Annotated in this window: 21 protein-coding genes and 1 tRNA gene; 8 read left to right on the top strand and 14 right to left on the bottom strand. The window is 64.8% G+C overall.

Annotated elements, in window-relative coordinates; all coding sequences use genetic code 11:
• Nucleotides 1-386: 386 nt before the first annotated feature.
• Together JKL46_RS30545 and queC are read right to left on the bottom strand one after the other, a co-directional pair.
• Nucleotides 387-953 carry a VUT family protein gene (locus JKL46_RS30545; protein WP_201841588.1) on the bottom strand — a complete coding sequence of 189 codons (567 nt, stop codon included), beginning with the start codon at nt 951-953 and terminating at the stop codon, nt 387-389.
• Between the two features lie 42 nt (nt 954-995).
• The gene (queC, locus tag JKL46_RS30540; protein WP_201841585.1) at nt 996-1,706 is read right to left on the bottom strand and encodes a 7-cyano-7-deazaguanine synthase QueC; all 711 of its coding nucleotides are present in this window, start codon (nt 1,704-1,706) and stop codon (nt 996-998) included.
• Nucleotides 1,707-2,025: 319 nt separating this feature from the next.
• Between queC and JKL46_RS30535 the strand changes: the two genes are divergently transcribed.
• Nucleotides 2,026-2,325 carry a TetR/AcrR family transcriptional regulator gene (locus JKL46_RS30535; protein ID WP_343074159.1) on the top strand — a complete coding sequence of 100 codons (300 nt, stop codon included), beginning with the start codon at nt 2,026-2,028 and terminating at the stop codon, nt 2,323-2,325.
• Nucleotides 2,326-2,352: 27 nt separating this feature from the next.
• Nucleotides 2,353-2,592 (top strand): hypothetical protein, encoded by a 240-nt coding sequence (locus JKL46_RS30530; RefSeq protein WP_201841578.1) that lies wholly within the window; start codon nt 2,353-2,355, stop codon nt 2,590-2,592.
• Between the two features lie 451 nt (nt 2,593-3,043).
• On the opposite strand, the gene JKL46_RS30525 is transcribed toward JKL46_RS30530, so the two are convergent.
• The 9 genes from JKL46_RS30525 to JKL46_RS30485 all read right to left on the bottom strand — a co-directional run bounded on the left by JKL46_RS30525 (nt 3,044) and on the right by JKL46_RS30485 (nt 12,718).
• Nucleotides 3,044-3,119, bottom strand: a tRNA-Lys gene (locus JKL46_RS30525).
• Nucleotides 3,120-3,334: 215 nt separating this feature from the next.
• Nucleotides 3,335-4,516: a tRNA guanosine(34) transglycosylase Tgt gene (gene tgt, locus JKL46_RS30520; protein WP_201841575.1), complete on the bottom strand. Its 1,182-nt coding sequence runs from the start codon at nt 4,514-4,516 to the stop codon at nt 3,335-3,337.
• A 123-nt stretch (nt 4,517-4,639) separates the two neighbouring features.
• Nucleotides 4,640-5,716 carry a tRNA preQ1(34) S-adenosylmethionine ribosyltransferase-isomerase QueA gene (gene queA / locus JKL46_RS30515; RefSeq protein ID WP_201841572.1) on the bottom strand — a complete coding sequence of 359 codons (1,077 nt, stop codon included), beginning with the start codon at nt 5,714-5,716 and terminating at the stop codon, nt 4,640-4,642.
• 200 nt (nt 5,717-5,916) lie between these two features.
• On the bottom strand, nt 5,917-6,384 hold the full coding sequence (locus tag JKL46_RS30510; protein WP_201841569.1) for a peptidylprolyl isomerase: 468 nt from the start codon (nt 6,382-6,384) through the stop codon (nt 5,917-5,919).
• A gap of 50 nt (nt 6,385-6,434) precedes the next feature.
• The gene (locus tag JKL46_RS30505) at nt 6,435-6,905 is read right to left on the bottom strand and encodes a hypothetical protein (RefSeq protein ID WP_201841566.1); all 471 of its coding nucleotides are present in this window, start codon (nt 6,903-6,905) and stop codon (nt 6,435-6,437) included.
• Nucleotides 6,906-6,937: 32 nt separating this feature from the next.
• On the bottom strand, nt 6,938-7,501 hold the full coding sequence (locus JKL46_RS30500) for a peptidylprolyl isomerase (protein ID WP_201841562.1): 564 nt from the start codon (nt 7,499-7,501) through the stop codon (nt 6,938-6,940).
• Nucleotides 7,502-7,533: 32 nt separating this feature from the next.
• Nucleotides 7,534-8,034, bottom strand: coding sequence for a pantetheine-phosphate adenylyltransferase (gene coaD / locus JKL46_RS30495; RefSeq protein WP_201841559.1), 501 nt, complete (start codon nt 8,032-8,034; stop codon nt 7,534-7,536).
• A gap of 540 nt (nt 8,035-8,574) precedes the next feature.
• Entirely contained in the window at nt 8,575-11,256 is a 2,682-nt protein-coding gene (gyrA, locus tag JKL46_RS30490; RefSeq protein ID WP_246529646.1) for a DNA gyrase subunit A, read from the bottom strand.
• 607 nt (nt 11,257-11,863) lie between these two features.
• Nucleotides 11,864-12,718 carry a protein phosphatase 2C domain-containing protein gene (locus JKL46_RS30485; RefSeq protein WP_201841553.1) on the bottom strand — a complete coding sequence of 285 codons (855 nt, stop codon included), beginning with the start codon at nt 12,716-12,718 and terminating at the stop codon, nt 11,864-11,866.
• Between the two features lie 69 nt (nt 12,719-12,787).
• Between JKL46_RS30485 and JKL46_RS30480 the strand changes: the two genes are divergently transcribed.
• On the top strand, nt 12,788-13,414 hold the full coding sequence (locus JKL46_RS30480; RefSeq protein WP_201841550.1) for a MarC family protein: 627 nt from the start codon (nt 12,788-12,790) through the stop codon (nt 13,412-13,414).
• 222 nt (nt 13,415-13,636) lie between these two features.
• Here JKL46_RS30480 and JKL46_RS30475 read toward each other — a convergent pair whose 3' ends face one another.
• The gene (locus tag JKL46_RS30475) at nt 13,637-13,852 is read right to left on the bottom strand and encodes a hypothetical protein (protein ID WP_201841539.1); all 216 of its coding nucleotides are present in this window, start codon (nt 13,850-13,852) and stop codon (nt 13,637-13,639) included.
• Between the two features lie 70 nt (nt 13,853-13,922).
• Between JKL46_RS30475 and JKL46_RS30470 the strand changes: the two genes are divergently transcribed.
• The 3 genes from JKL46_RS30470 to JKL46_RS30460 all read left to right on the top strand — a co-directional run bounded on the left by JKL46_RS30470 (nt 13,923) and on the right by JKL46_RS30460 (nt 16,503).
• Nucleotides 13,923-14,822: a LysR substrate-binding domain-containing protein gene (locus JKL46_RS30470; RefSeq protein WP_201841536.1), complete on the top strand. Its 900-nt coding sequence runs from the start codon at nt 13,923-13,925 to the stop codon at nt 14,820-14,822.
• Nucleotides 14,823-14,895: 73 nt separating this feature from the next.
• A complete protein-coding gene (locus tag JKL46_RS30465) occupies nt 14,896-15,906 on the top strand; it encodes a zinc-binding alcohol dehydrogenase family protein (RefSeq protein WP_201841533.1) in 1,011 nt (336 codons plus the stop codon).
• Nucleotides 15,907-16,023: 117 nt separating this feature from the next.
• The gene (locus JKL46_RS30460) at nt 16,024-16,503 is read left to right on the top strand and encodes a cupin domain-containing protein (RefSeq protein WP_201841530.1); all 480 of its coding nucleotides are present in this window, start codon (nt 16,024-16,026) and stop codon (nt 16,501-16,503) included.
• Nucleotides 16,504-16,530: 27 nt separating this feature from the next.
• Here the strand turns inward: JKL46_RS30460 and JKL46_RS30455 are convergent, their stop codons facing one another.
• Entirely contained in the window at nt 16,531-17,187 is a 657-nt protein-coding gene (locus tag JKL46_RS30455) for a class I SAM-dependent methyltransferase (protein WP_201841526.1), read from the bottom strand.
• A gap of 439 nt (nt 17,188-17,626) precedes the next feature.
• Between JKL46_RS30455 and JKL46_RS30450 the strand changes: the two genes are divergently transcribed.
• The gene (locus JKL46_RS30450; protein WP_201841522.1) at nt 17,627-17,779 is read left to right on the top strand and encodes a DUF1127 domain-containing protein; all 153 of its coding nucleotides are present in this window, start codon (nt 17,627-17,629) and stop codon (nt 17,777-17,779) included.
• Nucleotides 17,780-17,826: 47 nt separating this feature from the next.
• Here the strand turns inward: JKL46_RS30450 and JKL46_RS30445 are convergent, their stop codons facing one another.
• Nucleotides 17,827-18,486 carry a class I SAM-dependent methyltransferase gene (locus tag JKL46_RS30445; protein WP_201841519.1) on the bottom strand — a complete coding sequence of 220 codons (660 nt, stop codon included), beginning with the start codon at nt 18,484-18,486 and terminating at the stop codon, nt 17,827-17,829.
• 315 nt (nt 18,487-18,801) lie between these two features.
• On the opposite strand from JKL46_RS30445, the gene JKL46_RS30440 reads away from it, so the two are divergent.
• Nucleotides 18,802-19,932 carry a DUF2778 domain-containing protein gene (locus tag JKL46_RS30440; RefSeq protein WP_201841517.1) on the top strand — a complete coding sequence of 377 codons (1,131 nt, stop codon included), beginning with the start codon at nt 18,802-18,804 and terminating at the stop codon, nt 19,930-19,932.
• Nucleotides 19,933-20,262: the final 330 nt, after the last annotated feature.

Raw genomic sequence — 20,262 nt, 5'->3', positions numbered from 1 at the left:
TTTTGAGGACGAAGTCCCCGAACTCTGCCAAGGCCCGCTGCTGCTCCAGCAACTCCTCTTGGTCGGTATCGTTTTGGGTGGCCATCTAATCGAGCTTCGCCGTGGTAAGAGGGTGTTTAATTCTCCAAAGGTTGTCGGGTTCCGGATGCCTGAAACGTTCCATAGGAGCATTACACCCTCGTCATGGTGGAATGCAGTGCCACAGGCATTCCTGCGCCATTCCACCAAATCCCTATTCACCGGATTGTCCGTAGTGGGTCACGCGGAGAAATCCCTGCGATCCAAGGTATGTCGGCAACCTGGCCTAAGCCGACCAAATGCTTTCGTTCGAGGAGTGCCAACGGGCGATGTTGGCCTGTGCTCAAGCTCGCAGTCCTTCATCCAGGTCAGGTACACACAGGCATGCCGATCCGCTCGTCGCGGCGCCGCAGCCACGACATCACCGGAATGCTCACCAGCACCATCCAGGTCTTCCCAATGATTTGCGGCAGCAGGAACTCAAGGCTCCCGAAGGCCAAGAACAGGAATACCGCGCTGTCGACGACCAGCCCCACAACACTGCTTGCAACCACCGCCAGGATCAGGCCCCGCTGCTGCAATGGCGTGTAGACGCCCAGATCCGCCAGTTCGGACAACAGAAAAGCTGTCGTCGAGGCGAGGATAAGCGATGGAGGTGCGAAGATGACCGAGAGGATTGCGCCTACCCCGATGGCGGCCAGCGCCCAGTACCGCCCCAGACGCCGCTGAACGAGGTCACGCAGCACGAGGGCAAGACCAACCACCAATACGCCACTCGGGGCAGCTAGGCCCGGTGCCACGGGAATCAGGCACGGGCCCTCCGGAACACAAACGGTTCCGACATTGCCGACGAGCCAGTTGGCAGCCGGGATACAGGCGGTGAAGCCCACAAGGACCGCTAGGCCTTCAATTCGGCGGCGGAGATCAGGGGTCATGTTTGTGTCTTTCGAAGAAACTTTGACGATCTATCGCCGAACTCAAGAAAGCTGCTTGGCTTGGCGCTCGCGGCAGGCTTCGATCCAGTAGTCCGGGTCTTCGTACTGGGTTGGATCGTCTACGCCAGCGAGGTAGAAGGCCTCGCGCCGCTCGACACAGGTGCCGCAGCGTCCGCAATGACGCTCTCTGCCCTGGTAGCAGGACCAGGTGTCGGCAAACGGCACGCCCAGCCGGGTGCCCTCGCGCACGATGTCAGCTTTGCTCTGCCGCAAAAAAGGCGTGTAGAGGGCGATGCTTGCGAGTCCCTCAAAGGCATGGTGCTGCATCGTCTCGAAGCTCTCGACGAAGTCCGGGCGGCAATCGGGATAGATGAAGTGGTCGCCGCCGTGCACCGCGGCTGCCACCGCCTCGACCTGCTCGGCCGCCGCCACACCGAAGGCGATCGCCAGCATGATGGCATTGCGGTTGGGCACCACGGTGATCCGCATGGTGTCTTCCGCATAGTGGCCCTCCGGCACCGCTTCTCCGCTGGTCAGCGCCGATCCGGTCAGGAGGCGCCCGACGGCGGAGATATCGATGATGTCGTGTGGCACACCGAGGCGTGCGGCGCAGGATTGGGCCGAGGCCAGCTCTTTCCTGTGGCGCTGGCCATAGTCAAAGGACACCAGGCGCGTGAGGGTGTGCTCAGCCGCAACCTTGTGCGCGAGCGTGACGGAGTCCAATCCGCCGGAACAGACGACGAGGGTTTTCACCAGAGCTCCTTGTTTTGACCGGGTAGGCTGCGACCGGATCGGCTCACGTGCCGACGAACGTTGAGCAGATGGAAAGTGAATGCGTGGTCACCCAAGCCCTCACCCCATTTGCCTCTTCAAGGCATAAGGACCAATGGGGGTACGCGTCAACGAGAATACATTCCGCCATGTTCTCCTCCAAAAGCCAGACCTCGACTTCGCGACAGCACCGTGCCGAGCCCCTCAGCCGCGGCGTCATGCTCTCTGCTTGACGCTGGCAGGAGGGGGGCTGATATGGCGAATGGATTTTCGGCTGGGCGCTTCAGGGCAAGAGTGGTGAATCGCGGGAAGGGTTCGAGGCCGAAAGAGCTCGCGCGAGAAAATTCTCGACGCGGCTGCGGAGCTGGTGAGTGAGATCGGGTCGGGACGGATGACGCTAGACTCCGTTGCCGAAAGGGCGGGTCTCAGCAAGGGCGGTCTGCTCTACAACTTTCCCACCAAGGAAGCGCTGCTTCAGGCCGTGGTCCAGCGCCTCGGCGATGAAGTCGCGGCCGAGCGGGAGATGCTCCGAGATCGAGCCGAGCCCGGGCGCAACCTGGAAGCGCGCCTGTGCAGGGCAGCGCTGCTCAAGCTGGACTAGGGCAGGACGAAGGAGAGCATCAATGGCATGCTGGCCGCGTCGGCCGAGAACCCGCGCCTGCTCGATCCCGTGCGCGAGGTCATCAAGGCAGCCCTGGAGAACCTGAAGGCTACATCAGATGATCTGGACGCGGCGCTGTTGGGCTGGCTGGCCATTGAGGGGCTGAACAGCCTGGTGATGCACGACCTCAACCCCTTCTCGGAGGAGGAGCACGAGCGGGTCGTCCAAGCGGTCAACCACCTACTACGCAAGGGCATCGCAGAGTAGAGCCCTCAGGCGCAATACCAATGGGGAAGCTATGGTAATGGATTGCAGCCGCAGCCGGTTGTTGAACCGGTGAGGCAAGGCAGGCGAAGGCGGACTGGAGGCGTGGCCCCCATCCAGCGAGCCGCTCGAGGTGCCTCATTCAAAGATCTGCGCTCGGAAGGTCTGAAACGGGGTCAGTTTGTGAAGTTTAGGCATGCCCGCTATAGGTCCGCTCAACTTGGGAGACCAGACGTCTATGCCTTCATCACGCTCCGTTGCGTAGCAACACTATGGATAAGCTGAGAGTGAACGGGGGGGTAAGCTTCGAACGACTCACTTCGCCGCTCCAGCTCCTAAGGTCGAGCCGACCTTGGACCTGAGCGAGCACTGCCCGCCTCAACGTTTGGCTACCTATTGGCTACCTGGAGGAAAACAGATCAAAGGACAAATGCCGGTAACCCTTTGATATTATTGGTGAGCGCGCTGGGACTCGAACCCAGGACCCTCTGATTAAAAGTCAGATGCTCTACCGGCTGAGCTACGCGCTCCCAGAGGTGAGCCCGGAGATAGGGGGTCTCGGGCCTTGGGTCAATCGAAAAGCCCCTGCCGTGGAGCTAATTCCTTAGCTTCGAGGGTGGGACGTGCCGGTGTCGGGGGGATCACCCCCCCTTGCGCGGTGCGGGCCCATGGGCACGCGCCACCGTCGGAATGCCGACAACGGGGCATTCCCGAGCAGACGAAGCCACTCCGGCTGTTTGGGACACTACCCCTCCGCCACCATGGCGATGTTGTCGGCGTGGTGGCCGATCTCCGCCTTGCCGTCACGCTCGCCCTTGGCCCAGCCTTCCTTGACCTCGCCAACGTAATCCTCCAGCCGGCCCTCGGCGATGGCCTTTCGGAGGCCCGCCATCAGGTCCTGGTAATAGGCCAGGTTGTTCCAGGTCAGCAGCATCATGCCGAGAATTTCATTGGAGCGGACGAGGTGGTGGAGATAGGCGCGGGAATAGGTGTTGGAGGCCGTGCATTTCGAGCTCTCGTCGAGCGGCCTGGTGTCCTCGGCGAAGCGCGCGTTGCGCAGATTCATGCGGCCGTGGCGGGTGAAGACCTGCCCGTGGCGGCCGGCGCGGGTCGGCATGACACAGTCGAACATGTCGACGCCGCGGCGCACCGCCTCGACGATGTCGTCCGGCGTACCGACACCCATGAGATAACGGGGCTTCTCTTTGGGCATATGCGGCTCGACCGTCTCGATCATGCGCAGCATCACCTCCTGCGGCTCGCCGACAGCCAGACCGCCGATGGCATAGCCCTTGAGGTCGAGAGCCGCGAGTTCCCTGGCGCTCTCCACGCGCAGCCGCTCGACTGCGCCGCCCTGGACGATGCCGAACATGGCCTTGCCCGGCTGCTCGCCGAAGGCGACCCGGCAGCGCTCCGCCCAGCGCAGGGAAAGCTGCATCGCCTTCTCGGCGACCTCGTCGGTGCAGGGCAGCCGCACGCATTCGTCGAGCTGCATCTGGATGTCGGAGCCGAGCAGGCCCTGGATCTCGATGGAGCGCTCCGGCGTCAGCACATGGGTCGAGCCGTCGATATGGGACTGGAAGGTCACGCCGGTCTCGTCGATCTTCCGCAGAGCCGAGAGCGACATGACCTGGAAGCCGCCGGAATCGGTAAGGATCGGGTAGGGCCAGTTCATGAACTGGTGCAGGCCGCCGAGCTTGGCCACCCGCTCCGCCCCGGGCCGGAGCATGAGGTGATAGGTGTTGCCGAGCACCACGTCGGCACCAAGCGCCTTCACCTGATCCGGATACATGGCCTTCACGGTCGCCGCCGTGCCGACGGGCATGAAGGCCGGCGTGCGGATGACGCCGCGGGGCATGCGGATCTCGCCGGTCCGCGCCGCGCCGTCGGTCTTGTTGACGGTGAAGGTGAAGGTCTCGGTGGTCATTCATACCTCGTCATGTCATCCCCGGCCGAAGCGTAGCGGAGGGGAAGGGGATCCATGGATCCGCAACACCTGTCAATGGATCCCCTTCCCGCGCGTTCCGCGCGCCAGGGATGACATGGAATCTCAACGCCTGAAGAGCAAACTCGCATCGCCATAGGAATAGAAGCGATAGCCTGTCTCGACGGCATGATCATAGGCCGCCTTCATGCAATCCAGCCCTGCAAAGGCGGAAACCAGCATGAACAGGGTCGAGCGCGGCAGGTGGAAATTGGTCATCAGCACGTCCACCGCCTTGAAGCGGTAGCCGGGCGTGATGAAGATCGCCGTGTCGCCGGAGAAAGGCGCGATGGTGCCGTCCTCATGGGCCGCGCTCTCCAGGAGGCGCAAGGACGTGGTGCCGACGGCCACGATCCGCCCTCCCCGCGCCCGCGCCTCGTTGAGCGCCTGCGCGGTCTCCGCGGAGACGGAGCCCCATTCCGCGTGCATGCGATGGCCGCTCGTGTCGTCCGCCTTCACGGGCAGGAAGGTGCCGGCGCCCACGTGGAGCGTCACGAACTGGCGTGTGACGCCACGCTCGTCGAGGCGGCGAAAAAGGTCGTCGGTGAAATGCAGGCCGGCGGTCGGGGCGGCGACGGCGCCCTCGTCCTTGGCATAGACGGTCTGGTAATCGGCGCGATCCTTGTCGTCGGTCGGGCGCTTGCCGGCGATGTAGGGAGGAAGAGGCAACTCTCCGAGGCGGGCGATGGCCTCGTCGAGAAAAGCGCCGGAGAACGAGAAGCGCAGGGCGACATCGCCCCCCTCGCCTTTCTCCTCGACCTCGGCATCGAGGCGCACGAGCTCGCAGGCGGTGCTCTCGGAGCTTTCGCCGAAGCGGATGCGATCGCCGACATGGAGCTTCTTGGCCGGGCGCGCGAAGGCCCGCCAGCGATCGGCGCCCTCCCGCTTGTGCAGCATGATCTCGACGCGGGCGGCCGTGTCCTCGCGCATGCGAAGGCCGTAGAGCCGCGACGGGATCACCTTGGTGTCGTTGAGCACCAGCACGTCGCCGGGCTGCAGCAGGCCCGGAAGGTCGCGGACAACACGATCCTCGAGACCGGAATCCGGCTTTACCACGAGCATGCGCGCAGCATCGCGCGGCTCCACGGGGCGGAGCGCGATGCTGCTCTCAGGCAATTCGAAATCGAACAGGTCGACGCGCATGGATAATCTGTCTCAATCCTCATCCTGAGGAGCAGACGTAAGTCTGCGTCTCGAAGGAGGGACCAGTGATCCCTGAAAACGCCCTCGTCCTTCGAGACGGCCTAACGGCCTCCTCAGGATGAGGGCTCAGGGCATTCGGTTCATCAAAAACGTGGATGCCCGGGACAAGCCCGGGCATGACGGTGGAAGCTTAAGGGGCGTTAAGCCGCGTCCGCCGCGACCTTCATGGAGACGATGCGGTCGGGATCGCGCACGGGCTCGCCGCGCTTGATCTTGTCCACGTTCTCCATGCCCTCGGTCACCTTGCCCCAGACGGTGTATTGCTTGTCGAGGAAGCGGGCGTCGTCGAAGACGATGAAGAATTGCGAGTTCGCGGAATGCGGAGCATTCGTGCGCGCCATGGAGCAGATGCCGCGCACATGGGGCTCGGCGTTGAACTCGGCCTTCAGGTCCGGCAGGTCGGACCCGCCCGAGCCGGTGCCGGTCGGGTCGCCGGTCTGGGCCATGAAGCCGTCGATCACCCGGTGGAAGACCACGTTGTCATAAAAGCCCTGGCGGGCGAGCGACTTGATGCGCTCCACATGTCCAGGGGCGAGATCGGGGCGCAGTTCGATGACCACGCGGCCCTTGGTGGTTTCCATGATGATGGTGTTTTCCGGATCTGCCATCGGGATCTCCTGTGCTGGCTGTCTTCGGCTGAAAAAGGTCGCCTGCCCGCTCACATAGGTTGGGCATCGACGAAACGGAAGGAGAAGATGCGCCCGGCAATGGCACGTCCAAAGCTTTCCGTAAAGGGAAGCGGCGTACAGCGCGTGAGAGCTTCACGAACGGCGCGGGTGAACGGCTCGCGCTGCTCGGGCTGCGTGCCGGCATTGTAATAGGTGATGCGGGGCCGGCCCAGCACCTCGCCGCTGCGCTTGAAGCTGAGGCGCAGGGTGATCTCCTGGCCGGAATAGCCGCTGCCGGAGGGCGCTCGCCAGCAGGCCTGGATCGCCTGGAACACTTGGGCGATTTGGTCGATGCGCTCCACATCCGTCGCATTCGGATCCCGCCGGACCGTACCCTGGAGCCCTTCGGGCAGCGGAGGCGGCGGCTGATAGGGCTCTTCCCACATTTCCGGATCGAGGGGCGAGAGAGCTTGAGCAGCCAGCGGAGTGGACAGAATCGCCGTCGCGAGCGTGGCGATCACCCGCCACGCTCGCGCCTGTCGAAAGAAATGCATTACTTCGCGTCGGCGGCGAGCTGCATCTTCACGATCTTGTCCGGGCCTCTCACCAGCCCGTTGGCCGCGGCATCGCCCTTCTTGATCTTGTCGACCACATCCATGCCGGCCACGACCTCGCCGAAGAGCGTGTATTGGCCCGTGAGCGGGCCGCAGCCCTCATAGCAGATGAAGAACTGGCTGTTGGCGGAATCCGGGCTCTGGGAACGGGCCATGCCGACCGAGCCGCGCTTGTATTGGGTCTTGGTGAACTCCGCCGGGATGTTGGGCAGGTCCGATTTGCCCGTGCCGGTGCCGGTCGGATCGCCGGTCTGGGCCATGAAGCCGTCGATCACCCGGTGGAAGACGACGCCGTTGTAAAAGCCCTGTTTCGTCAGGGCCTTGATCTGCTCCACATGCTTCGGGGCAAGATCCGGACGCAGGCGGATGGTGATGCGTCCGTCCTTGGTGTCGAGGAAGATCGTGTTCTGCGGGTCGTTGGCCTGCTGGGCCAAAGCCGGGGCGACGAAGGCCGGGACGAGGCCGGCGAGCACGAAGGCTCCGGCTGCGAGCAAACGCTTCATGGGTGGAAGTCTCCCTTTTGGGTGTTGGAACTTTATGGCCGCTTGAATTTGGCCGCCAAGTGCTCGGCGACAAGGCCCGGCACGAAGGCCGAGACGTCGCCGCCCATGCCCGCGATCTGGCGCACAAGCGTGGCGGTGATAGGGCGGACGGCGGGCGAGGCCGCGAAGAACACGGTCTGCACCTCCGGCGCCATGGCGGCGTTCATGGAGGCCATCTGGATTTCGTAGTCGAAATCCGTGCCGTCGCGGAGCCCCCGCACGATCAGGCTCGCACCATGGCGGCGGGCGGCCTCGACCGCCAGATCGGAGAAGGTCGACACTTCCAGCGCGACACCCCTCTCCTGCAGAACCGGTCCACACACCGCTTTGAGCATCCCGGCCCGCTCCTCCGCGGAGAAGATCGGCGCCTTCGAGGAATGGACGCCGATGGCGACCACGATCCTGTCCGCCACGGCGCAGGCCTGGCGCAGGACGTCCAGATGCCCGTTGGTGACGGGGTCGAAGCTGCCGGTATAGAGGGCGGTGCGTGTCATGGCTAAAGGGGTAGCGGGATTGAGGCGCCCGGGCAAGCCGTGCGCTGGCGCACGGCAAGCTGGACGGCTTCATGAGAGATAAAGCTCACCTTAGGTCAGGCAAATGACACCCGGAGAGAGCCATGATCGTCCGCCTTTTCATCGTCGCCATCACCGCGATCGCCGTTCTTAGCCCGGCCGCGCTGTCGAGCCTGACCTGAACCGACCGGATACTGCGGGGCAGGCCGTGCAGCGCCTTGGCATGATCGTCATCGCGACGGCGGCGACAGCACTTTTGCCTCCGATTCGAAGGCGATGAGAGCAGCCAGGCCAAGAATCAGAAGCCTCCATCTCCGCTACCCGCGGGATTAGCGCCGACGTCATGGCCGGCCTCGTGCGGGCCATCTCGATGGGGACAAGCGCGACTCCAAAACAATCGAGATCACCGCCACCGATCCCCGGATCAAGTCCGGGGAGATGATGACGTGAAAGGGTATCAGCAATAAAAAAACCCGCCAGTGTGAGCCGGCGGGTTTTGCATGTCCGAACGGGCGGAAGCGCTTACTCTTCCGCAGCCTCGCCGCCTTCGGTCGCGGGCTCGTCGCCGTTCTCGTCTTCCTCGCCTTCGACATGCTCGACGGAGACGACCTTTTCCTTGTCCTTGGTCGAGAAGACCGTGACGCCCTGCGAATTGCGGCCGACGACGCGGATGCCGTCGACCGGCACGCGGATCAGCTGGCCGCCATCGGTGACGAGCATGATCTGGTCCGAGTTCTCGACCGGGAAGGAGGCCACGAGCTTGCCGTTGCGGCTGTTGACCGCCATGGCCGTGATGCCTTTGCCGCCGCGTCCTGTGATGCGGTATTCGTAGGACACGGTGCGCTTGCCGTAGCCCTTCTCGGAGATCGTCAGGATGCACTGCTCCAGCGCGCTCATCTCGGCATAGCGCTCCTGCGACAGCGAGAAGTTTGCGCCTTCCGTCTCCTCGGCGTCGTCCGACGCGTCGGCGTCACTGCCCATCTGCTCGCCGGTGACGGCGCGGCGCATCTTGAGATACGCGGCGCGCTCCTCGCCCGTCGCCTCCACGTGGCGCAGGATCGCCATCGAGATGATGTCGTCGCCCGAGGCCAGGTTGATGCCGCGCACGCCCATGGAATCGCGGCCCTTGAACACGCGCACGTCCGTGACAGCGAAGCGGATGCACTGGCCCTTGGCCGTGGTGAGCAGCACGTCGTCGTTCTCGGAGCAGATCTGCACGTCGACGATATGCTCGCCCTCATCCAGCTTCATGGCGATCTTGCCGCCGCGATTGACCTGGACGAAGTCCGACAGCTTGTTGCGGCGCACCGTGCCGCGCGAGGTCGCGAACATCACGTCGAGCTTGTCCCAGGACGCCTCCTCCTCGGGCAGCGGCATGATGGTGGTGATGCGCTCGCCCTGGGCCAGCGGCAGCATGTTCACCAGTGCCTTGCCCTTGGCGTTGGGAGCGGCGAGCGGCAGGCGCCACACCTTCTCCTTGTAGGCCTGGCCTTCGGAGGAGAAGAAGATCACCGGCGTGTGGGTGTTCGCCACGAAGAGACGGGTGACGAAATCCTCGTCGCGCGTCGTCATGCCGGCGCGGCCCTTGCCGCCGCGGCGCTGCGCGCGATAGGCGGAGAGCGGCACGCGCTTGATGTAGCCGGCATGGGACACGGTGACCACCATGTCCTCGCGGGCGATCAGATCCTCGTCGTCGAGATCCGAGTCCCAATCCACGATCTGGGTCTTGCGCGGCGTGGCGAAGGTGTTGCGGATCTCGGTCAGCTCGTCCCGGATGATGGACATGATGCGGACACGGGAGCGCAGGATCTCGAGGTAGTCGGAGATCTCGGCAGCGAGCTTCGACAGCTCGTCGCCGATCTCGTCACGGCCGAGAGCCGTGAGGCGCTGCAGGCGCAGATCGAGAATGGCGCGCGCCTGGGTCTCGGACAGACGGTAGGTGCCGTCGTCGTTGATCTTGTGGCGCGGATCGTCCACGAGCGCGATCAGCGGCGCGATGTCGTGCGCCGGCCAGTCGCGGCCCATGAGGGACTCGCGGGCGGTGTTCGGATCCGGCGCGGTGCGGATGAGGCGGATGACCTCATCGATATTGGCGACCGCGATGGCAAGGCCGCACAAAACGTGGGCGCGCTCGCGCGCCTTGTTGAGCAGGTACTTGGTCCGGCGGGAGACGACCTCCTCGCGGAAATCGACGAAGGCCTTGATCAGGTCCTTCAGGGTCATCAGCTCCGGACGGCCGCCGTTGAGCGCCACCATGTTGGCGCCGAAGCTCGTCTGCAGCGGCGTGTAGCGATAGAGCTGGTTGAGCACCACGTCGGCCATGGCGTCGCGTTTGATCTCGACCACGATGCGCATGCCGTCGCGGTCGGATTCGTCGCGCAGGTCGGCGATGCCCTCGATCTTCTTCTCGCGCACCAGCTCCGCGATCTTCTCGATCAGGGACGCCTTGTTCACCTGATACGGAATCTCGGTGAAGATGATCGCCTCGCGGTCCTTGCGAACCTCCTCGATCTCGGACTTGGCCCGCATGATGACGGAGCCGCGGCCTGTCGTGTAGGCCGAGCGCGCGCCGGCACGGCCGAGGATCAGAGCACCGGTCGGAAAGTCCGGACCGGGAATGATCTCGATCAGCTCTTCGGCCGAAACGTCGGGATTTTCCATGAAGGCCAGGCAACCATCGATCACCTCGCCCAGATTGTGGGGAGGCATGTTGGTGGCCATGCCGACCGCGATGCCGCCGGCGCCGTTGACGAGCAGGTTCGGATAGCGTGCCGGCAGAACCGCCGGCTCGTCCTTGGACTCGTCGTAATTGGGCGTGAAGTCGACCGTGTCCTTGTCGATGTCGTCGAGAAGCGGCATCGCCGCCTTGGCGAGACGGGACTCGGTGTAGCGCATCGCCGCCGGCGGATCGCCATCCACCGAGCCGAAATTGCCCTGGCCGTCCACGAGCATGACGCGCATGGCGAAGTCCTGCGCCATGCGCACCAGGGCGTCATAGATCGATTGGTCGCCGTGCGGGTGGTATTGACCCATCACGTCGCCGACGATGCGGGCGGACTTCACGTATTTCTTGTCGGGCGTGTAGCCGTTCTCGTGCATCGAGTAGAGGATGCGCCGGTGCACGGGCTTCAGGCCGTCGCGCGCATCGGGCAGAGCGCGGCTCACGATCACGCTCATGGCGTAATCGAGATAGGAGCGCTTCATCTCGTCGACGATGGAAATCAGCTTGATGTCGCTGGCCGGCGGTTCCCCCGCAGGTCCGCCGGAGCCTTTATCGTTCGGATCGGTCAAGGTTGGTCTTTCTAAAAATCGGTCTGCCCTTTCGCGAGAGGCGGCTTATGAATGCCGCTTCGTCAAGCCGTTTGGCAGCCCCGCGAATCCAAGAGAAATCAGCCTCTTAGATGGGGGAGAACGCGGCAATTTTCAAGCATTTTGACGGGTTTTCCAGAGCCAACGCGCGAGCCGAATTCCGTTTACGTTTCAGCAACTTATTGTCGGGTCGGAGCGGCGGCGAGACAAGGAGCGCCCGCGGCACAGTCGCCAAGTCTCTGAAAGAGATCGAAAATGGTTGAGAGACCCTCTCCAAGAGCCTGATTTGTATAGCTTTCGATCCCTATCGCCATCCGCACCGTCATGGCCGGACTTGATCCGGCCACCCACGTCTTGGGAACCGCAGCGGTGTAAAGACGCGGGTCCCCGGACCAAGTCCGGGGATGACGGCGGTGCGTGGCATGACGCGGGAGGGTGGATCCGATCCTATGGACCGCTGGAGATGACAGGCCATCGTGGCTACCCGCTAAAAGAGAGCACCCTACGCCCTCAGCAAAATCGCCGTCGTGTCGTCGCTCTGCTTGAAGCGCGGATAGAGCTTGCCGTCGGGGTCGCGTTCCGTCTCGATCTCCCGCGCCAGTTTCGCCAGAGGCTCCAGGCCGGAGGCCAGCGCGGTCTCCATCAGAACCCTCGCATCCATGGCCTCGTAGAGATCGACGAGCGCCGAGAAGCCGTCCGAGGCCAGGAGGATCGTCGTTCCCTCCTCGCAGGGCGCCGTCTCGTGCCGCAGGCGGTCGGCGGCGTCCGGGTTGAAGCTCAGAAGGGCCGCCGGCACTCCGCTTCTGCGCTGGCTTTCACGGCGCTCACCGAGCCAGGCGAGGAAGACCGGCTCGTCGAGGATGGCCGCGGGTGTGGAGCCCGCCTGCCCCATGAGTTCGGCCGCTTTGGCGGATTCCGCCTCGCGCAGGCCGGGCGCGTCCCCCATGACCTGAACGGCGCCGTCCGGCTGCCGGACATAGGCCGTCGTATCGCCGAAGGTCCAGACGTCGAGCGTGTCGCCCCTGCGGCGCACCATGGTCATGGCGCCGAGCGGCCATGTGATGAAATCCTCGTGCCGCTCTTTCGGCGCAACGGCCCGATACGCGGTGCGGGCCTCCTCCATGACGTGCCGCAGGAGGGTCGCGCCATCCTCGGCTTGAGGCGCGAGGTTCGAGAGCCGCTCGTCCGCGAACCGGGCAAGCCAGGTCGCATCGCTCCTGGCATGCATCACCGGCGCAGTGCCGGGAAAGATCGAGGTGTCGATGACCCAGGCCCAATCGCCCGAGACGCCGCAGATGTCCTCGTTGGGCTTGTCCGGGTGACCCGGCCGGCTGATCCGATCCAAAACCGTGAACATCGTTGCTTAGCCTCTCGCCAAAACCTCTCGGGAACCCCATAAAGCAAAGCTTAAGGGAAGGTCCAGCCGATGCTCCTCGACTACATCTCCGCGGCCCTCGTCACCCTGCTCGTCACCCTCGACCCGGTGGCACTGGCGCCGATCTTCGTGTCGCTCACCCGGGGGATGAACGCCGAGGAGCGGCGAAGGGTCTCGATGCGAGCCTGCCTGATCGCCTTCGGCATCCTGGCCTTCTTCGGCCTCGGCGGCGAGGTGCTGCTGCGGCTCCTCGGCGTCGGCATCCCGGCTTTCCGCATCTCCGGCGGCCTTCTGCTGTTCTGGATCGCCTTCGAGATGGTGTTCGAGCGCCGCAACGAGCGCAAGCAGCATACAGCGGACATCGCCATCACCGAGGACCATATCCGTAACGTGGCCGCCTTCCCCCTCGCCATCCCGCTCATGGCCGGCCCCGGCGCCATCACCGCCGTGATCCTGCTCGCCGGACGGGCAAACGGCAATCTGGTCCAGCTCTCCTCCCTGCTGATCCTGATCGCGCTCGGCGTCCTGAGCTGCTTCGTGGTGTTCTCCGCTGCGGATCGCGTCGCCCGCTGGCTCGGCGTCACCGGCAACGTGGTGCTGACCCGTCTCCTCGGCGTGATCCTGGCAGGGTTGGCCGTGCAGTTCATCATCGACGGCGTGCTGGCGCTGAACCGATAAGCGCATAACGAAAAAGCCCAGGCTCCGGGGCGAACGGGCGGGATGCCTTCGCATCTCTCGCCTCGCCTGCTACGGGCCTGGGCTAATCGGGTCCAGACGGGCACCTGCATCGTCAGGCAGGCGCAGGAACAACCGCGCCGGAGTACATCCGTCCTGGCACGGTCTCATCGAGGCTGGCGGTGACGCCCGCCGCGCTCGAAGTCCACAACAATGTCCGCTGGGTCAGCCTGATATGGGGATCGAATTCCGATCCGCAAGGGGTGGCACGGGGCATGGTTCCCGCTCGAAAGGCAGGTCGGCCAGCTCGTCCAGGCTCATGCGCTGCAGGGCCGGATGGGCCAGGGGATCGCATTGCCAGCCGGCCTCGCCCGCCGCGTCCCGCAGCCACTGCGCCGGATGGGGCAGGATCGATCTGAGGAATGGCAACAGGTTCAGCATGGCTTCATGCTGCGCCTCTGTCACTTTGAAAGAAATGGCGTTTTCCTGCGAAGGACTGTAGAAAAACTATATGCGAGCCCTGAACCGCTTCCACCTGAACGGCCTGCGCGCCCTCGAGGCGGCCGGGCGCCTGGGCAACCTGCGCGCCGCCGCCGAGGAGCTCGGCGTCACCATCGGCGCGGTGAGCCAGCAGATCCTAAAGGCCGAGGAGCAGTTCGGCAGGCCGCTGTTCGCGCGTCATCCGAAAGGCTTGCGGCCGACCGCCTTCGGGCAGGAGGTCTTGCGCTATCTCAGCACCGGCTTTGCCGAGATCGCGGCGGGGCTGGCGCTTGCCGAACGGCGGCGCGAGGGCGTGCTCACCGTCTCCGTCGCGCCGGTCTTCGCCAGCAAATGGCTGGTCTGGCGCCTGCAGCGCTTCCGCGAGCAGCACCCCGACCTGCGAATCCGCATCGATGCGGATGTCTCCCTCGTCGATCCGGGCAGCTCGGATGTGGATGTGTGCATCCGGGTCGGCCGCGGCGGCTGGCCGAGCGTGAAGGCGGAGAAGCTGCTCGACCAGCTCGTCTTTCCCGTGTGCAGCCCCGCCCTCGCCGAACGCCTGCGCCACCCGGGCGATCTGAGCCTCGTTCCGATCATCCGCGAGCCGACGCCGATGTTCGGCTGGGATGCGTGGCTCGGGCCGAACGGGCTCGATGAATCGATCCTCGGCGACGGCCCGGTCTTCTCCGACGCCTCCCTGTGCCTCGATGCTGCGGTGGCCGGCCAGGGCGTGTTTCTCGGTTGGGAGACGCTGGCCTGCGACGCCATCGCCATGGGCCGCCTCGCGGCGCCCTTCCCCGACCGCTATGACACGGGTATCTCCTACTGGTTCGTGACCGCAAGATCCGCCCCCGCGACGCGTGCGGTGAGCGCCTTCCGCGAATGGCTCACATCGGAGCTCGCAATGGGGCGGCGAGACCCGTCAACATGAGCTTGTGCCCATCGCGCGCCGCACTAAGCTTACGTAGCGTAAAACATGCGAACCCGCTCGGGAGAGACCGCCGATGAAAGCCCTGCGATGCGATGAACCGGGCAAGCTGAGCATCGTTCAGCGCGATGTTCCCCGCATCGGGCCGGATGAGGTTCTGGTGCGCATCCGGCGGATCGGCATCTGCGGCACGGATTATCACATCTTTCACGGCAACCAGCCCTATCTCGACTATCCGCGCGTGATCGGCCACGAGCTTTCGGGCGAGATCGCGGAGGTGTCGCAGGGCAGCGCGTTCAAAGTGGGCGGTATCGTCTGCATCGAACCGTACCTGTATTGCGGCAAATGCCGCGCGTGCCAGTTGGGCAAGACCAATTGCTGCCGGAACCTGCAGGTGCTCGGCGTGCATCGGGACGGCGGTGCCTGCGAATACATCGCAGTGCCTGAGCGCAATGTGGTGTCCGTGCAAGGCTTAGGTCTCGACGAGGCGGCGATGGTCGAGTTCCTCGCGATCGGCGCGCATGGCATCCGGCGCTCGGGCGCCGGCCGCGCGAGCCGCGTCGCGGTGGTGGGGGCCGGACCGATCGGCATCGCCGCCGCCATCTTCGCGAAGGCGCGTGGTGCGGAAGTCTCCGTGCTCGACATGAATGCCAAGCGCCTCGCCTTCTGCAAGGACGTGGTGGGCGTCGACCGGGTGTTCGAGGTCTCGGCCGACATCGATGCCCGCCTGAAAGCGACGACCGACGGCGACCTCTTCGACGTGGTGGTCGACGCCACCGGCAGCCCCAAGGCGATGATGCAGGGCTTTTCCTATGTCGGCCACGGCGGCACCTACGTGCTCCTGTCGATCGTGCGCGGCGACATCACGTTCAACGATCCGGAGTTTCACAAGCGCGAAACGTCGCTGCTGGGAAGCCGCAACGCAACGCGTCAGGATTTCGAGACCGTTCTCGACGCCATGCGCGCCGGCAAGGTCCCGGTCGCGGCGCTCGCGAGCCATCGCGGCAGGCTCGACGATGCGCCGGGCCTCATCCCCTCGTGGTCGATGCCGGAGGCAGGTGTCATCAAGGCGCTGGTCGAGATCTAGCCTCACGCGTCGTTGACAACCCGCGGCGAAGGGCACAGCCTCATTCCTTGCGGCCCATGACCTGACCGGGCCGTTCGCGTTTGCGTCCGCCACATCACCCAGTTTCGGGAGGTCGTGATGCAGTCGTTCGTGCTTCGGGCCGCGACCTGCGGCTCAGTTCTCCTTCTCACCCTCACACCGGCCCTCGCACAGCAGCAACCCCAGCATGCCATGGTCAATGCGGGCGACGTCACCTGGAAGGACGGTCCGCCCTCGCTTCCGAAAGGCTCGCAGTTCTCGGTCCTCTACGGCGATCCCGGGAAGGACGGCATCTTCGTGATGCGGCTGAAATTCCCGGCCGATTACAGGATCCCGCCGCACACTCACCCCGCGGACGAGGTGGTGACCGTGGTCAGCGGCGCGGTCAATTTCGGCATGGGTGCGACGTTCGATCCGGCGAAGACCACAGCCGTTTCGGCGGGCGGTGTCGTCGCCATGCCGCCGGGCATGCAGCATTATGTGCAGGTCGGCCAGGAAACGGTGGTGCAGCTCAGCTCGCGCGGCCCCTGGAACATCGCTTATGTGAACCCGGCCGACGATCCGCGCAAATCGCAATAGGCGCGATATCGCGGCCTTGAGCATTCCCTACTTGAAGATCCTGCATTTCGGTGGATCGAACTCGAAGGGAAACCTGCCCTGTTCCGTGAAGAAATCGTCGAACGCTTTCTTCACGCCGGGCCAGTGCGGGTAATCGTCGCCGATGAGCACGCCGCCCTCCCGGAGCATCGGCCACCATTCGCGCAGATCCGACATGACGGCTCCGTAATCGTGGCCGCCGTCGATGTGGATTACGTCCGCCTGGACGTCGTAGTTGCGCAGCACATGCGCCGCATTCACCGAATCGAGCGGCAGCGGCAGGACGTGGTTCTGCAGCCCCTCGCCGACGATGTTGGCGGCGAAGGTGTGATAGAGGTTCGGGTAGCCGTTGACGAAATTCAGATGCGCGAACCACTCGTCGTTGTTCCAGTGGTCCCAGGCGCCGAGCCAGGTATCGACGGCGATCAAAACGGCGTCCAGATCCATCGCCTTCATGGTCGAGGCGAGCGAGATGGTCGAGCCGCCCTTCCACACGCCGACCTCGACGACGACCGACGGGCGGAGCGTCTCGATGGCGTCGGTCAGGTAGGGATGGCTCGAGCCCCAGCCCTGATGATCCTGCCGGTACAGAAGGGCCGGATAGTTCTGGAACGGGTCCTGGCCTCGCCACATGCGCTTCAGCAGGGAGTTGCGGGTTCCGGTCATTCTCTGCCTCGCTTCATTGACGGAGGTGAATGGCTGGATACGGCACAGCCGGCCCGGAAGTTCCCGCAAGCGAGACACTCAGCCGAACGGCGTGCTCATCCGGCAGGCATTCTGGCGCGCGATCAGGCGCCATTTGCATGACAATAAGGCTTAAACGTTTATTACATGCGTATTTCGCATGGCTTCCATTCCCTGTGCCTCACTTTTGCCCAGGGCGAAAGCTGCCATATTACCTATACGAAAGTATGAAGCCCCCCCCCCCACACGGGGCCAAGCCGAACCGTTCAGGAGACACCATGATCCTCGTCAGCTTCCTCAGCCTCGTCCGCAGCGTCCTGTCGGAGGCCCGCCAGATGGAGCGGGATGCGGCGCGGCGCTTCCCCGGTCTCGACCGCTGATCCCGTCAGCAATCCACATTCCCCCTAAAGGAGACAAGTCCATGTTCACTTCCATGATCCTCGCCAAGCTCGCCACGTGGCGCCGCTACCGCCAGACCGTGCGCGAGCTCGAAGGGCTCAACGACCGCGAACTCGCCGATCTCGGCTTCGGCCGCCGCGACATCCGCGCCATCGCCCGCCAGGCCGCCGCCTAACCCGTCCCGGGACATTCCCGGGACAATCTCTACGCCATGGATCCGTTTTAAGCGCTCATGGCTCTCGCCGGCATCGTGACCATGTGGTCGGGCGCCTCCGCCACGCCCTGGCAGAGATAGCCCACCGCGCGCGGTGCGCCGTCGAGATAGTAATGTTCGATGCGGCAGATGGTGAAGCCGGCCTCGTCGAGGAGCTTTTCCACCGGCCGGGTCAGGTTGCAGCCGACCGCGAGGCGGCGCCAGATCGGGTTGAGCCGGCGCTGCCAGACGGCAACGCCCGCATCCCGCGACAGGCCGTGCTCCAGAAAGAGCACCTGCCCGCGCGGTTTCAGCACGCGCCGCACCTCCCGCAGAGCCTGCTCCGGATCCTCGACCGAGCAGAGGGTGTAGGTGATCACGGCCGTGTCGATCGAAGCATCGGCCAGCGGAAGCGCCTCGGCGGGCGCCCGCACGATCTCTACCGGCACCGGCGAGTTCAGCCGGCGCTCGCGGCCCAGTTCGAGAAACTCGGCGATGGGATCGACGCCGATCACGCGCGTGACACGCGCAGGATCGTAGAATGACAGGTTCAGCCCCGGGCCGATCCCGATCTCCAGCACCACGCCGGAGGCCTGCGGGACGACCCGCTCCCGCTCCGCGGCGATCGCTTCCATCGAGCACAGGCAGCTGACGAGGCGCGGGCCGATGTGACGCGCATAGAAACCCATGACGGTGACCTCCCGTTGGAGGCTGGAAGACGCACAACCTCTCCTTGAGTCATAAACCGGACGGGCTCCACGATCTGTGAGCCAGCACACGCCGTTGCGGCATCTTGAAGCGACAAGGGTAGGCGACACCGTCTCGGTCGCACAAAGTTGCGCCGCAATTGGGCGGCATCCCCGCCGCCGATTATCCCTAATTTAACCAAGCGCGCGTCTAATCGGACCTCGGTGAAAACCCGCTCTGACGCATGAAGTCCCCTCCTCCTGCGGCATTCGCCCGAAGGCTTCATGCGAAGTCCGAGTAGTTGCGTAGAGTCCGTCATGTTGCACAAGCCATTTCCCGCGGGCCGTCGTGCCCCGCGCCGTCATCGGCGCAGTCTTTTTCTCACCGCAGCCCTCGTCGCCATCTCGATGAGCCCCGTTGCCTATTTTGTCGATTTCCAGCGTCCGGCGGATGCTCCGCCGGCGGAGACGATCGCCCGTCATGAGACGGCGCCCGAACGGGTCAAGCCCCCGGCCCCCTTCGACATGGCGCTGGTCGATCCGACGACGGCGCTGAAGCCCGACGCACTCGCCTTCTCCCACAACGCTCCGCTGCAATCCGGTTTTCGCATGCAGCTTCCGGAGCGTGGCGCCGATCCCGAATTGCCCGCTGTCGCGGTCGAGCCGCCACCGCCGCGACCGGCGCCCACGATCGAAGTCGATGTCGCGGAAGCGGTCATGCCGGAGCCTGCTCCTGTCCCGCTGCCGGTGCCGCGCCCTGCGGATCTGGGAACGCCGAAACTGCCCGCCGTCAGACAGCAGGTGGCAAGCGCAGCGACGGCAGCGCCTGCGACATCCCGTGCCGCGGCGCCCGCACAGCAGGACAACCGCTCCTTCATGGAGAAGCTCTTCGGCGTCCGTCCTGCCACCCCGCCCGACAACGCGCTCAGCTACGCCTCGCTCGATGCCACCGGCAGCGTCGCGCCGAGCGCGCGCTTCAATCCCGTTCCGGAGATCGGCGGCGGCGGCACCGCCGTCTACGACATCGTCGCACAGGTGGTGACCTTGCCGAACGGCGAGAAGCTCGAAGCGCATTCCGGCCTCGGCGACATGATGGACAACCCGCGCTACGTGCATGTGCGCATGAAAGGCGCGACCCCGCCCGGCACCTACGTCGTCACCGAACGCGAAGCGCTCTTCCACGGCGTGCGCGCCCTGCGCCTCACCCCGGTGGGCGGCAGCGCCGCCATCTACGGCCGCGACGGCATTCTCGCGCATACCTACATGCTCGGCCCGCGCGGGGATTCGAACGGCTGCGTGTCCTTCCGGAACTACGACCGCTTCCTTCAGGCCTATCTGCGGGGCGAAGTGAAACGCCTCGTCGTCACCGCCGGCCGCGGACAGGACCTCCTGCCCCGCGTGGTCAGCAACCGCCCCGCCTCGATCAGGCGCTCCGCCCGCGCGATCTGAGCGGAGCGAGCCACTTCGTTGACGACGAGGGTTGTTACTCCCCCATGCACGTCATGGCCGGCCCAGACTTGCGCCACCGCTCCCGTCATCCCCGGACTTGTTCCGGGGATCAGTGCCGGTGATCGCAATCCCAAAGGCGCCACGCTCGCCATGACCGAACCAGGAGTAACACCCGCGCCGTCATGCCCGGGCTTGTCCCGGGCACCCACGTCTTATCCAGCGCGGCGGTTCCTCAAGACGTGGGTGGCCGCATCAAGTGCGGCCATGACGGCGCGGGGGTGGGCATGGCCAGTGAGAGCGTGATGTTATGTTCTCACTTTGTTCTTGACA

The organism is Microvirga zambiensis WSM3693, assembly GCF_016735695.1.
GTDB classification, from domain to species: Bacteria; Pseudomonadota; Alphaproteobacteria; order Rhizobiales; family Beijerinckiaceae; genus Microvirga; species Microvirga zambiensis.
The sequence above is the reverse complement of the archived record's forward strand: the minus strand, read 5'-3'. Positions and strand labels throughout refer to the sequence as shown.